Source organism: Streptomyces sp. NRRL S-31 (assembly GCF_000718775.1).
In the GTDB taxonomy this organism is placed as follows: domain Bacteria; phylum Actinomycetota; class Actinomycetes; order Streptomycetales; family Streptomycetaceae; genus Streptomyces.
The window spans coordinates 25,629-38,699 of record NZ_JOCB01000002.1; the positions used below are offsets into that span (position 1 = coordinate 25,629).

Genomic DNA, 13,071 nt, shown 5'->3' on the forward strand with positions numbered 1-13,071 from the left:
GGGACCGGCCGGCACCTCAGGACCGCGTGTCGTCCGTCCGGGCGGCCGTCAGTTCACGCAGGATGTCCAGGTACTCGGCCAGCGTGCTCCGAGCGGTCGGCAGGTCCATGACGTCGGCGCTGTAGGGGAGGACCACCACCAGCTCGTCCCCGACCTCGTTGATCTCCACCGTCAGGTCGGCCTTGGCCGTGCCGTTGTCCACGAGCCACGGCACCACGCGGGTGCCCTCGAGCGCGGCGCGGGGGCGCAGCGGCCCCTGGTAGGCGAGGACCACCTGGACGAGGGGCTGGCCGGACGCGCCCGCCCGGGCGCCGACCGCCCGCACCACGTCGTTGAACGCGACGTACTGGTGCTCCAGGCCCTCCTGGACCCGTTCGTCCACGGCGGCGAGGAGCGGCAGCGGGTCCGTGGTGCCGTCGAGCGTCACCCGCATCACCACGGTGTTGGTGAAGAAGCCGATGACGTCCTCGGCCTCCTGGCTCGGACGTCCCGAGAAGGGGGACCCGATCAGGACGTCCCGCTGTCCGGTACGCCGCGACACCAGGAGCGCGAGCGCCAGCAGGCACACCGCGTACCCGGTGGTGCCGGCCTCCTCGGCCAACCGCCGCACGGCCGCGCGCAGTCCGGGGCCCGTGCCGCGGTCGACCCGGCCGCCGAGGTGGCTGAAGGAGGCGGGCCGCGGCCCGAGGGTGGGCAGGTGCGTCTCGGTCGGGGCGCCCGCGAGCACGGAGCGCCAGTGGTCGAGCCCCGCCGCGAGCACGGGGTGTCCGGCCGTGGCGCGCTGCCACCGGGCGTGGTCGCGCGGGCGCAGCGCGGTCCTCGGCCGGGGAGCCGGCTCCCGCCCGGCCCGGCGGGCCGCGTAGCACTCCGCCAGGTCGCGGTCGAGTACGTCCTGCGAGAGGCCGTCGGCGACGGTGTGGTGGGTGACGAGGACGAGTACCCGCTCCTCGGCCGCCATGGTGAGCAGCGTCGCCCTGAGCAGCGGTGCCCGCTCCAGGTCGAAGGGGACGGCGCCCAGCTCCGTGACCCGCCGGGTCGCCTCCGCGAGGGGGTCTGCGGAACCGGTCAGGTCCTCCTCGGCCAGGTCCACCGTCACCCGCGGGGCGACGTCGACGCGGAGGTCGGCCCCCTCCAGGTGCAGGCTGCTGCGGAAGGCCTCGTGCCGGTCGGCGAGGTCCTGGACGGCGCGCCGCAGGGCCGGCAGGTCCACGGGGCCGGTCACCTGGAGCGCGGACGCCTCGTTGTAGGCGACGGACGCGGCCCGCTTCATCCGGGCCTGTGCCCACAGCCGCCGTTGGTGGAGGGAGGCGGGGTGGGAGGTGCCGGAGTCGGTGTCCGTGCGGGTGAGCGGGGGGAGCGCGGCCCGTTCGCCGCCACCGGCGGCCAGGATGCGGGCCAGTTCCGCCAGGGTGCCGGCGCCCAGCAGTTCCCGGACGGTCAGGACGACGCCGAAGTGCTCGCGGACCCGGTTCTGCACCCGGATGGCCTGGAGGGACGTGCCGCCCAGGGCGCGGAAGCCGTCGCCGGGGCCGATCCCCGCCACACCCAGCACGTCCTCCCAGATGCGTGCCAGCTCCGCCTGCGCCCCGGGCTCGGGAGCCGAACCGGCGGTACGGGAGCCGGACTCGCGCGGGCGGTACGCCCGGAGCGCGGTCAGGTCGACCTTGCCGTGCTGGTTGAGCGGGAGGCGCTCCAGCGGCACGATGAACGACGGGACCATGACGGGCGGCAGCTCTTCGGCCAGCCGGTCGGCCAGTTCCTTCTCGATCCCCGGGGGGCCCACGACGAAGCCGACCAGCCGGGCGTCCGGGCCCTCCCCCTGGACGACGACGGCGCAGGAACGCACACCCGGGTGGGCGGCCATCACCGACTCGACCTCACCGCGTTCCACGCGCTGGCCGCGGACGTTGAGCTGGCCGTCCACGCGGCCCAGGAAGTCCAGATTGCCGTCGGGCAGGTATCGCACCCGGTCTCCGGTGCGGTAGAGGCGGGCGCCCGGCCGCCCGCTGAACGGGTCCGGGGGGAACTGGCGTTCCGTCAGCTCGGGAAGGTTCCAGTAGCCGCGGGCCAGGCCCCGGCCGCCGACGTACAACTCGCCCGGCTCGCCGGGTGCCACGGGCCTCATGTGCTCGTCGAGGACGTGCAGTTCGCGGCCGGGCAGGGCCTTGCCGATCGGCGGCGCGTCGCCGGGCGGGCGTTCGTCCGAGGCGCTGGCCGCGACCGTCACCTCGGTGGGTCCGTAGAGGTTGACCAGGCGTCGGCCGCTCCCCCAGCGCTCGGCGGTTCGGGGCTGACATCGCTCTCCTATGTAGGCGAGCGTGTGCAGGGCGGGCAGGGGCGGTTCCTCGGTCAGCTCGGCGAGCAGCGCGGGGGGCAGCATCGCCCCGGTGACGCGGGCGTCCCGGAGGAACCGCACCAGACCGGGCCCGGCCGTCTCGGTCCCGGCGGGCGGGATGACCACGGTGCCGCCGGCGGCCAGCACCGCGTAGATGTCGAGCGCCTGGGTCTCCCAGGTCAGCGGGTAGAACTGGAGGAACCGGGTGCCGGGGCCCAGGCCCAGATAGGGGCTGATCATGCCCATGAAGTAGGCGATGGAGTCGTGCACCGCCATGACGCCCTTGGGACGGCCGGTCGTGCCCGACGTGTAGGTGACGAAGGCGAGCCGGTCCGGATCGCCCTCGGGCAGTCCCGCGGCGGTCTCCGCCGGCGCCACCGGGGCGGTCCCCGCCGTTTCCGGGGCCGTTCCCGGGGCCGTTCCCGGCCCGGGTGCTTCGGCCAGTTCCTCGGCGACGAGGAGGGGTATGCCGGTCGCGGGCACCGCGTCCCGCACGGCCCGGCTCGCCACCGCCACCCGCGGGGCGATGTCCCGCAGGATCCAGCGCAGCCGGGCCTCGGGGTGCGCCGGGTCCAGGGCGACATAGCTGCCGCCGGCCTTCAGGATGCCCAGCAGCGTCACCACCATGGCGGCGGAGCGCTCCAGGGCCACGGCGACGAAGACGCCCGGCTCGACGCCGTGTGCGCTCAAGCGCCGGGCCGCGGCGTCGGAGCGGCGTTCCAGCTCCGAGAAGTCGAGGTGTTCGGTGCCGTACTCGACGGCCGGCAGGTCGGGATTCGATCTGGCGCGTGCGGCTATCAGGCCATGAATGGTGGAGTGGCTCATTTGTGGAAATCCACGGTACGTTTTCCCTTGCCGAATCGATGCGTCCCCCAGGAATGGTGTGACCTCGGGCGCAACGGAAGGAACGGCGAGCATTTATAAATCTCGCCCATTCCAGTGGAACCTACCGGATTCGGACATAAAGATGCCCCGGCGAAAGTCAGGTCGAAGGGTCACGGGGGCACGGAAACCTGTGCGCACCCGATGCTGTGAATGGGCATGCCTCCGGTCGGCCATCGGCACCGAGCGGGACGGACGGCACCGTTCCCGCCTGGAAACGATCCGCCGAGAGCTGCCCTGAAAGCGGGCACGGCATGCGCGAGGGGCTGATAATTGGCCCGAAACGACCCAAGGATTACCGCGGTGAACGCGAGTAATTCTGTGTGCCGGCCGGCATCCGGTCGCCCGCATTCGCCATTGACCTCACCGTATGTCCCCCGTTCACGTCAATGCTGGCTAGCTTGCGTGCTGCGAGAGGCACTGTAGTTTGGGCTTGCAGGGTAGGCAAGCATCAATCTTGCGGGGGGACCGGGGTGCTTGCGCCTTCCGGACCTTTCTGTTTCGATGGCGAACGCATGAAGCAAAGGCCTTGACACGGGGGTGTCTTCAATGGGTGACGCAACAGGGCCGGGCTCGGGCACGCCATTCGTGATCGCGGCGCCCGGTACTCACGGGCCGTCGGCGCCGCAGTCGCCCGCCGGCCGGGCCGGGTCCGCGTAAACCGGGCCCCGGCTCCGGCCGGACACCCGAGGCGGCCGGACCGTCCGGCCCCAGTCACCGCATCAACCACCGGAACCGTACGGTTTCGGGCCGTCCTGGTGCATATTTTTCGCCATTTCCGGCGAGCGGAATGGCCGAATCCGGTCGGCTGGAAATAGCCGCTCCCCCACCGCGCCCACGGGGGACCCGTGCCGATTCGCACGGCCGGACCTAGGCATCAGTCTTGACATCAAGGGAGGGGCCTGGTGATTCAGGTACGTGAACCAACACAGCCACCGGACGCCGCCGACGGTGATCCCGCCGACGGCTCGATCACGCCACTCGACGACGTGACGATCACCCTCACCGACGCCGAACGCCAGGCGCTCGGCGACGCGTTCGCCTCGTCGGCCCGTGCCCTGAAGGACCGGTCGCTGGACGACGAGGAGCTGCTGACGGAGGCCGAGCTGGCCGGACTGCGGCTGCCGCGACGGGTCCTGGAGGCGCTCGGCGGGTTCCGCCGGCACGGGAACGACGCCGGCGTGCTCCTCCTGCGCGGCATGCCCGTCGACCTCCGGCCCCCCGCGACCCCGACCGACGGGTTCCTGCCCCGCTGGAGCGACCTCCCGGTGGCCACGTTCGCGCAGCTCGCGGTGGCGTCCACCGTGGGCTCCGTCATCGCCTACGCGGACGAGAAGGAGGGCAGGATCGTCCAGGACGTGGCCCCCGTGGAGGGGGCCGAGAAGCGCCAGGAGAACTCGGGGACGGTCTACCTGGAACTTCACACCGAGGACGGGTTCCACCCGCACAAGCCGGACTTCATCACGCTGATGTGCATACGGTCCGACCACGAGCGCACGGCTCGGACCGTCGTCGGCGCCGCGGCCCGGGCGCTGCCCCTGCTGTCCGCGCCGACCGCGGCGGTATTGCGGCAGCCGCGCTTCCGCCTCAGGGTGAGCAGCTCGTTCGGGGACGGTTCCACCGACCTGCTCACCGGCCCGCTGCCCGTGCTCTCCGGCACCGCCGACGCGCCGGACCTCCTCGCCGACTTCCACGCCATGGAGGGCGTCGACCAAGAGGCACGAGCCGCCCTGGAGGAGATCAAGTCCGCGTTCCTCGCGACCCTCCGCGGTGGCGTGCTCGAACGAGGCGACCTCCTCGTCGTCGACAACCGCACCGCCATCCACGGGCGTTCGCAGTTCGCGGCCCGCCACGACGGAACCGACCGCTGGCTGAGGCGCTGCTTCGCCGTCACGGACATCCGTGCCTCACGGGCGGCCCGGCCCGCCGGCTCGCGCGTGTGCCGCCCGCTCCGTGACATCGGCCTCTTCTCCCCCGGACCGCTCACCCCGACCCCACGAATCGAGGACCCGGCTTGCACCGGTTCATAACGAGCCTGGACGAACTCGCCGAGCAGCCCCCGCGGCACATGCTGCTGCTGTACTCCGGCGGAGTCGACGGGACGTACCTGCTCCAGCGGTTGCAGTCCCTGGGGACCACCGTGACGGCGCTGCACGTGCGCATCGGCGACCGGGAGTCCTCGGCCGCCGCCGCCGAACAGGCCCGGAAGTTCGGCGCGCGGTTCCTCGACGTCGACGTGACCGACCGGTTCTTCGACGGGTTCGCACCCGCGGCCGTCCACGCGGACGCCCTGTACCAGGAGCAGTTCCCGGTCGGTTCGACGCTCACCCGGCCGCTCATGGCGCAGACCGCCGTCGAGGTGGCGCGGGAGCACGGCTGCGACGTGATCGGCCACACGGCCACGTACATGCAGAACAGTTCCCTCCGGCTCAGCGGATCGATCGCCGCTCTCGCCCCGGACATCGGTGTGGCCGCGCCGTTCCTGGGCTCCGACCTGCCGCGCGAGACCAAGCTGGCCGCGCTCGAGGACGCCGGCGTCTCCTTCCCCGAGGGAATCCACAGCGTCGACGCCAACCCCTGGGCGCGGGTCATCGAGAACGGCTCCCTGGAGAGCCCGGAGAACCTCCTGGACGAGAGCGTCTTCCGGTGGACCCGGGACGTCGCCGACGCCCCCGCCGACCCCGCCGAGGTGCTCCTCACGTTCGAGCACGGCCTGCCCGTCGCCCTGGACGACCGGCCGATCGCCTTCGGCGCCCTCGTGGAGCACCTCAACGCGCTGGCGGGCGAGCACGGCGTGGGCCGGTCCTCCGGCCTGGAGGACACCCCTTTCGGGGTGAAGAACCACGAGGTCCGCGAGGCTCCCGCCGCGACCGTGATCATCAAGGCGCACCAGGTCCTGGCCAACGCGGTCTTCACCGCCCAGGAGCACGCGGTGCGCGGGGCGATCGCCCGGGAGTGGACCACGACCGTGGTCCAGGGCGGGTGGTTCAGCCATCTGGGCGAAAGCCTCGCCAGGTGCCTGGCCGACCTGGACCGCCCCCTGGAGGGTTCCGTACGGCTGCGGCTGCACCGGGGCTCGCTCACCGTGCTCGGCGTGACCTCGGCGAACGGCCTCTACTACACACGCCTCGGCAAGACGTTCCACGCGTCGATGGCCGAGTACTCCTACACACCCTGGCTGTCGCTGGCCACGCTGCCCAGCCGACTGCGACGATTCGGAGCTGCGCGATGACCGACAACAAGAGGGACCTCGTCGACCTCTCGCACGTGGTGCGCGAAGGCATGACCACCTACCCCGGACTGCCCGGGCCGGTCATCGAGGACCACATGTCGCGTGTGGACTCCCGTGACCGGTACGCCCCCGGGACCGAGTTCCAGATCGGGCGCATCACCCTCGTGGCGAACACCGGAACGTACGCCGACGTCCCCTTCCACCGCTTCGACGGCGGTGCCGACCTCTCGGAGACCCCGCTGTCGCGGTTCGTCGACCTGGAGGGAGTGGCCGTCACCGTCCCCGCCGGCGCGCCGAGCGGCATCGGGCCGGAGCTCTTCGAGGGCCTGGAGGTGACCGACCGGGCCGTGCTCGTCCACACCGGCTGGGACCGGCACTGGGCCACCCCGTCGTACGGCGACCCGGCCCATCCCTTCCTCACCGCGGCCGCCGTCGAGTGGCTGGCGGCCCGGCGCCCCGCCCTGGTGGGCATCGACTCGGTCAACATCGACGACATGGCCGACCTGACCCGGCCGGCGCACACCGGACTCCTCGCCGCCGGCATCCCGGTGGTCGAGCACATGACGGGGCTCGCGCAGGTCGTGGGCCGCGGCTTCCGCTTCCACGCGGCGCCGATCCCCGTCGCCGGGATGGGGACCTTCCCGGTGCGGGCCTACGCCCTCGTCGACAGGGAAGGGTGACCGGCGCCACCGGCGCAGCGGACCGCACTACTTCTACGAAGGTCGTGGACATGGAGAAGTACCACCTGGGCGCCCAGGCCAACGCCGACATCGACGAGCTGGTACGGGAACTGACCCGTGACCTGTCGAGCGTGCACGAAGCGGCGTTCCACAGGAAGGCCGCGGTGCTGGCGCACGAGCTGCCGCGGGACCTCCGGGAGGCGCTCACCGGGTTCCGGCTCACCGAGCCGTCCGGCGGTTTCCTGCTGTCCGGCATCCGGATCGGCGAGGAGATCGGCCCCACCCCCGGCGACTGGCACCAGCCCGAGGGGGAACGCTCGCCGGCGCTGCGCGAGGAGGCGGTCTTCGTGCTGTGCGCCCAGCTCCTCGGGGACCCCTTCGGTTACGCGACCCTGCACAACGGGCTGCTGATGCACAACATCGTGCCCATCCGGGGGCACGAGAGGGAGCAGATCTCCTCCGGTTCCGAGGAGCTGCTGGAGTGGCACACCGAGGAGGCGTTCCACCCCTACCGGTCGGACTACACGGCGCTGATGTGCCTGCGCAATCCGTACGGCGCGCCGACCACGTACGCCGAGATCTCCGACCTCGACATCACGGCGGCGGACCGCGCGATCCTCCAGCAGCCGCTCTTCGCCACCCGGCCGAGCGGCTCGCACTCGGCGGAGCGGAACGCGTACACCACCCACCTGCCGGAGAGCCGGCACGCCCGGGCGCGGGAGAGCTTCCGCCGGATCGAGGAACTGCACCGCGACCCCCCGGCCGTGAGCGTCCTGTTCGGTGACGACGCCCAGCCCTACCTGTGCGTCGACCCCGACTGCATGACCCCGCTGACCGAGGAGGCGGCCGGGGCGCTGGAGCGGCTGTGCGCCGAGATCAACCGGAAGATCCAGGACGTCGCCCTCACGCCCGGCGACATCCTGTTCCTGGACAATTACCGGGCGATCCACGGACGCCGGCCGTTCACGGCGCGCTTCGACGGCTCGGACCGCTGGCTGAAGCGGATGAACATCACGCGTGACCTGCGCCGTTCACGGGGCCGCCGGCTCTCGGCCGACGACCGGGTCATCCAGTAGCGCCGTGCCGGGCGGGTGCGGACCGCGGCCCCCGCCGTGGTCCGCACCCGCTCACCCCTCGGCGAGCAGGAGGGGGAAGGCTTCGGCGACCGAGGTCACGACCCGGGTGGGGACCGGCTCACCGTCCCGCGGGGTGCGCCCGCCCGAGACCCAGATCGTCGACATGCCGACGGCGGCCCCGCCCGCGATGTCGTACTCCAGGGAGTCGCCGACCATCCAGGCTCCGTCGAGCCCGGCGCCCGCGCGACCGGCCACCAGCCGGAAGACCTCCGGGTCCGGCTTGCGCGTCGCCTCGTCGTCGGCGAAGCACACCACGTCGAACAGGTCCGCCATGCCGTCCCGCATCTTCGGCTGCTGGTCCAGCGCCGTGCCGTTCGTCAGGAGTGCCGTACGCCAGCCGCGCGCACGCAGCTCCCCGAGGCTGTGCACCACACCGTCGAAAGCGCGGGAAAGCCGTGGTACGCGCTCGAGGAAAATGCTCCGGAGTTCATCCGGGGACTCAGTGAAACCAAAACGGTCGACGATGGATTGGAATGATTCGCGAGGGGTGACCGGACGCTGCTGTTCGGCCCGGAGGAACTGCAATCCGTCCGCCCCCAGATTCCGCTGTTCGGCCAATTCGATGAACCACCGGTCCACCGCTCCGGCACTGTCCACCAGGGTGTCGTCGAGATCGAATATGGCGAATTTGTTCACGAGGGACCCATCATTTCGAGTACGGAGTGGACGGAGCACCGGAACCCGTTATTCACGGGCACCCACCGGCGCCGGCAGGGCGTCCAGCTCGGCCAGGTCGTCCGCGGACAGGACGAGTTCGTCAGCGGCGGCGTTCTGCTCCAGGTGACTCAGGGTCTTGGTGCCGGGGATCGGGATGACGTACTCGCCCTGCGCGAGCAGCCAGGCCAGGGCCACCTGCGCCGGGGTGGCCCCGTTGCGCTCGCCCACCGCGCGGACCCGGTCCACCAGAGCCGCGTTCGCGGTCATCGACTCCGCGGTGAACCGGGGCATGTCGGCCCGGAAGTCGCCGGCGTCGAGATCCGCGGGGCTGGTGTAGCGCCCGCCCAGGAGTCCGCTGCCGAGGGGCGAGTGACACAGGAACGCGATGCCGTGCTCACGGCAGAAGGGCACGACATCGCCTTGGAAATCGCGGGTGAACAGGGAGAACTCCGACTGTACGGCGGCGACGGGGTGGACGGCGCGGGCCCGGCCGACCTCGTCGGCGGACGCCTCGGAGATGCCGAGGGCGCGCACCTTGCCCTCGGCCGCCAGGTCCGCCAGCGCGCCCCAGCTCTCCTCCACCGGGACCCGGGGGTCGACGCGGTGCAGGAAGTAGATGTCGAGGTGGTCGGTGCGCAGGCGCCGCAGGCTGCCCTCCAGGGCGGACCTGAGGTACTCCGGGCGCCCGTCGAGGGTGAAGTCCCTCCCGTCGAAACGGACGCCGCCCTTGCTCGACAGCACGGCCTCGTCCCGGCGGCCGAGCAGTGCGCGCCCGACGAGTTCCTCGTTGGTGAAAGGCCCGTACACATCCGCCGTGTCGATCAGATTGACCCCCAGATCGAGTGCGCGGCGAACGATGGTGACGGATGTCTCGTCGTCGCGGCGCCCGGGGTCATAAGCGAAAGACATGCCCATCGCACCCAGCCCTATCCGGCCGACCGACGGACCCCGAAAACCGAGTTCGGTTGTACGCACGGAGCATTCCTCTCGAGCAGGATACGGATATATGGCCCTACCGTTGAGGTCGGTGAAACGCCCCGTCGCAGCACCATGGTCCGGGTCAGCATAGAATCCGCGGACAGCACGCTACAAGCCCTTTCGGAAAAGGCGGTCTGGGCCTGGAAGAGAACCGCGGACTTCTTACCGGAACTTCCGCCTTCCCAAACCGGCGGAACACGCCGGGACGCCGAATCGGGCCGCCCTCGGCCGCTCCCGACGGCGCCCGTGCCGGCTCGCTCAGCCGAGCGCGTCGTCCAGCAGGGCCGCCCACTGGGCGACGACCCGTTCGCGGCGGGCGGTGTCGTCGGTGAGGAGGTTGGCGAGGCCGAGGCCGCGGGCCATGTCGAGGAGGCCCTGGACGGTCTCGCGGACCCCGGGGCGGGCCTCGTCGGCGCCGAGGAGGTCGACGGCGATGCGGTGGGTCTCGCGGCCGACGCGGGCCTCCAGCTCGGTGACGCGCGGGCGCAGTTGCTCCTCGTCGCCGGCGGCGACCCACAGGTGCAGGGCGGCGCGGAAGAGGGGACCGGTGTAGAGGTCGACGAGGGCGGCGACGACGGCCCGGCGGTCGGCGGGGCCGTCCGGGAACAGGGCCCGCAGCGCGAGGGAGCGTTCCTCGGAGACGTACTCGACGGCCGCGGTGAAGAGGTCCTCCCGGGTCGGGAAGTGGTGCTGGGCGGCGCCGCGGGAGACCCCGGCGCGGGTCGCGACGGCGGCGACCGTGGAGCCCGCCCAGCCGTGTTCGGCGAGGCAGGCCACGGCGGCCTCCAGGAGCCGCTGCCGGGTGATCCGGCTGCGGTCCTGCTTGGGAACGCGTTCGGTCGTGCTCACACCACCCATGCCGCCTCACGTCTTTCCAGGAAGGCCGTCATCCCCTCCCGGGCCGGGGCGGAGGAGAACAGCCGGGCCGAGAGCGCGGTCAGCTGTGCCGCGTCCCGGTCGAACGTCTCCAGCACCCTAGCCGTGAGCAGTTGTTTCGTCTCGGCCAGGGCCTCGGGGGCGGAGCGGCGCAGGCCGTCCAGGACGGGGGCGAGGGCGTCGTCGACGTCGTCCGCGGTCACCGTCAGCAGGCCGAGGCGGACGGCTTCGGCGGGATCGAAGCGCTCGCCGGTGAGGTAGTAGCGGGCGAGGGCGCGGGGGTCGGCGCGCGGGAGCACCGGGAGGGAGATCACCGCGGGTGCCACGCCGATGCGTACCTCGGTGAAGGCGAAGGTGGCCGTGGCGGAGGCGGCGGCGATGTCGCAGGCGGCGAGCAGGCCGAGGCCGCCGGCGCGGACATGGCCGGTGACCCGGGCGACCACCGGCCGGGGCAGTGCGACGAGTTGCCGGAGGAGGGCCACCAGGGCGTCGGGGTCGGGCGGGTCGCGCAGGTCGGCGCCGGCGCAGAACGTCGTACCGGTGTGGGTGAGGACGACGGCGCGGACGCCCGGGTCCGCGCCGCAGTCGGCGAGGGCCGCGGCGAGTTCGCCGACGAGGGCGGCGGAGAGGGCGTTGCGGGTGCCGGTGGAGTCGAGGCTGAGGGTTTCGACGGCACGGGCGCGCGTGCGGCCGACGAGTGCGGTCATGTGTGGTGCTCCCTGAGCTGTCGGCGCAGGATCTTGCCGGAGGCGGCGCGCGGGACGGTGTCGACGAAGGTGGCGCGGCGGACGCGTTTGTAGGGGGCGACGCGTTCGGCGACGTACCGCAGGACGTCGTCCTCGGTCAGTTCTCCGGCGTCCGGGTGCGGGACGACGAAGGCGTGCGGGATCTCGTTGCCGTGTCCGTCGCGGGCGCCGATGACGGCGGCGTCGGCGATGCCGGGGTGGGTGAGCAGGAGGGCCTCCAGTTCGGCGGGGGCCACCTGGAAGCCCTTGTACTTGATGAGTTCCTTCACCCGGTCGACGACGAAGAGCCAGCCGTCGGTGTCGGTGTACCCGACGTCGCCGGTGTGCAGCCAGCCGTCGGTGTCGATCAGGGCGGCGGTGGCCTCGGGGCGGCCGAGGTAGCCCTTCATCACCTGGGGGCCGCGGATGAGGATCTCGCCGGACTCGCCGGGGCCGAGGTCCCGGCCGGGGTCGTCCAGGGAGACGATCCGCATCTCGGTGCCGGCGACGAGCCTGCCGACCGTGCCGGCGGGGGCCTCGCGCAGGCGGTCCAGGGGGACGACGTGGGTGCCGGGGGAGAGTTCGGTCATGCCGTACCCCTGGCCGATCGGGGGCAGGCCGAGCCGATCGGAGCAGGCGCGGGCGAGCCGGGCGTCCAGCGGGGCGGCGGCGCTGATGACGTACTCCAGGGAGGAGAGGTCGTAGCGGCTGACCGCCGGGTGCTTGGCGAGGGCGAGGACGATCGGCGGGGCGACGTACAGGCCGGTGATGCGGTGGGTCTCGATGGCGGCGAGGAAGGTCTCCAGGTCGAAGCGGGGCAGCACGACGACGGTGGCGCCGTGCCCGAGGGGCGCGTTCATCAGGGCGGTGAGGCCGTAGATGTGGAAGAACGGCAGGACGGCGAGGATCCGGTCGCCGGGGCCGGCCGGGACGGCGGACCGGAGCTGGGCGAGGTTGGTGGCGATCTGCCGGTGGGTGAGCATGACGCCCTTGGGGACGCCGGTGGTGCCGGAGGAGTACGGCAGCACGGCGACGTCCTCGGCCGGGTCGATGCCGACGGCCGGTTCGGGGGCGGTGGTGGCGAGCAGGTCGGTCAGGGAGCGGTGTCCGGGCGCGCTGTCGCAGACCAGGATCTCGCGGACGCCGCCGGCGAGTGAGGCGGCCCGGCGGGCGGTGTCCAGCAGCGGGGAGACGGTGACGATCCAGCGGGCCGCGCTGTCCCTGAGCTGGACGGCGAACTCCTCGGCGGTGGCGAGCGGGTGCGTGGTGGTGACGGTGGCACCCGCCCGGGTGGCCGCGTAGAAGGCGGTCGGGAAGGCGATGGTGTTGGGGCTGTGCAGGGCGAGCACATCGCCCTTGCGGACGCCGCCGGCGGCGAGGCCGGCGGCGAGGCGCCGGTGGAACCGGTCCACCTGCTCGTACGTGAGGGTGGTGCCGTCCGTGCCGTCGACGAGGGCGGGCCGGTCGCCGTGGGCGGCGGCTTGGCCGAGGACGGCGTCGTGGATGGGGAGGTCTACGGGCGGGACGTCTGCGTACTCGCTGCGGAACACGGTTCCTCCTCGCACGGGGC

At 72.3% G+C, this 13,071-nt stretch carries 10 protein-coding genes; 4 read left to right on the forward strand and 6 right to left on the reverse strand.

The annotated features are described in order from the left end of the window. Positions 1-16 precede the first annotated feature (16 nt). Positions 17-3,160 (reverse strand): non-ribosomal peptide synthetase, encoded by a 3,144-nt coding sequence (locus IF37_RS0101115; protein ID WP_030734584.1) that lies wholly within the window; start codon positions 3,158-3,160, stop codon positions 17-19. 962 nt (positions 3,161-4,122) lie between these two features. Here IF37_RS0101115 and IF37_RS0101120 point away from each other — a divergent pair. The 4 genes from IF37_RS0101120 to gntD are packed head-to-tail and all read left to right on the forward strand — an operon-like array spanning position 4,123 to position 8,205. Continuing rightward, positions 4,123-5,247: a TauD/TfdA family dioxygenase gene (locus tag IF37_RS0101120; RefSeq protein ID WP_052844912.1), complete on the forward strand. Its 1,125-nt coding sequence runs from the start codon at positions 4,123-4,125 to the stop codon at positions 5,245-5,247. Next, positions 5,232-6,449 carry an argininosuccinate synthase domain-containing protein gene (locus IF37_RS0101125; RefSeq protein ID WP_158727263.1) on the forward strand — a complete coding sequence of 406 codons (1,218 nt, stop codon included), beginning with the start codon at positions 5,232-5,234 and terminating at the stop codon, positions 6,447-6,449. Before IF37_RS0101120 ends, IF37_RS0101125 begins: the two co-directional genes overlap by 16 nt. After that, positions 6,446-7,129, forward strand: a complete 684-nt coding sequence (locus tag IF37_RS0101130; protein WP_030734594.1) for a cyclase family protein — start codon at positions 6,446-6,448, stop codon at positions 7,127-7,129. The genes IF37_RS0101125 and IF37_RS0101130 overlap by 4 nt, the downstream gene beginning before the upstream one ends. A gap of 50 nt (positions 7,130-7,179) precedes the next feature. Beyond that, entirely contained in the window at positions 7,180-8,205 is a 1,026-nt protein-coding gene (gntD, locus tag IF37_RS0101135; RefSeq protein WP_030734597.1) for a guanitoxin biosynthesis L-enduracididine beta-hydroxylase GntD, read from the forward strand. Between the two features lie 51 nt (positions 8,206-8,256). On the opposite strand, the gene IF37_RS41365 is transcribed toward gntD, so the two are convergent. From IF37_RS41365 to IF37_RS0101160, 5 genes are all read right to left on the reverse strand, one after another. Beyond that, a complete protein-coding gene (locus tag IF37_RS41365; RefSeq protein WP_158727264.1) occupies positions 8,257-8,901 on the reverse strand; it encodes an HAD family hydrolase in 645 nt (214 codons plus the stop codon). 48 nt (positions 8,902-8,949) lie between these two features. Continuing rightward, on the reverse strand, positions 8,950-9,897 hold the full coding sequence (locus tag IF37_RS0101145; protein ID WP_030734603.1) for an aldo/keto reductase: 948 nt from the start codon (positions 9,895-9,897) through the stop codon (positions 8,950-8,952). A 261-nt stretch (positions 9,898-10,158) separates the two neighbouring features. Next, a complete protein-coding gene (locus tag IF37_RS0101150) occupies positions 10,159-10,758 on the reverse strand; it encodes a TetR/AcrR family transcriptional regulator (RefSeq protein ID WP_030734606.1) in 600 nt (199 codons plus the stop codon). Then, positions 10,746-11,483: an enoyl-CoA hydratase family protein gene (locus tag IF37_RS0101155; protein ID WP_030734610.1), complete on the reverse strand. Its 738-nt coding sequence runs from the start codon at positions 11,481-11,483 to the stop codon at positions 10,746-10,748. Before IF37_RS0101155 ends, IF37_RS0101150 begins: the two co-directional genes overlap by 13 nt. Further along, positions 11,480-13,051, reverse strand: coding sequence for a 4-coumarate--CoA ligase family protein (locus tag IF37_RS0101160; RefSeq protein ID WP_030734613.1), 1,572 nt, complete (start codon positions 13,049-13,051; stop codon positions 11,480-11,482). The genes IF37_RS0101155 and IF37_RS0101160 overlap by 4 nt, the downstream gene beginning before the upstream one ends. Positions 13,052-13,071: the final 20 nt, after the last annotated feature.

Bases quoted from the DNA above. Each gene is read 5' to 3' on its own strand.
- IF37_RS0101115 (WP_030734584.1), bottom strand. From the start codon at position 3,160: ATGAGCCACTCCACCATTCATGGCCTGATAGCCGCACGCGCCAGATCG.
- IF37_RS0101130 (WP_030734594.1), top strand. From the start codon at position 6,446: ATGACCGACAACAAGAGGGACCTCGTCGACCTCTCGCACGTGGTGCGC.
- gntD (WP_030734597.1), top strand. From the start codon at position 7,180: ATGGAGAAGTACCACCTGGGCGCCCAGGCCAACGCCGACATCGACGAG.
- IF37_RS0101150 (WP_030734606.1), bottom strand. From the start codon at position 10,758: ATGGGTGGTGTGAGCACGACCGAACGCGTTCCCAAGCAGGACCGCAGC.
- IF37_RS0101155 (WP_030734610.1), bottom strand. From the start codon at position 11,483: ATGACCGCACTCGTCGGCCGCACGCGCGCCCGTGCCGTCGAAACCCTC.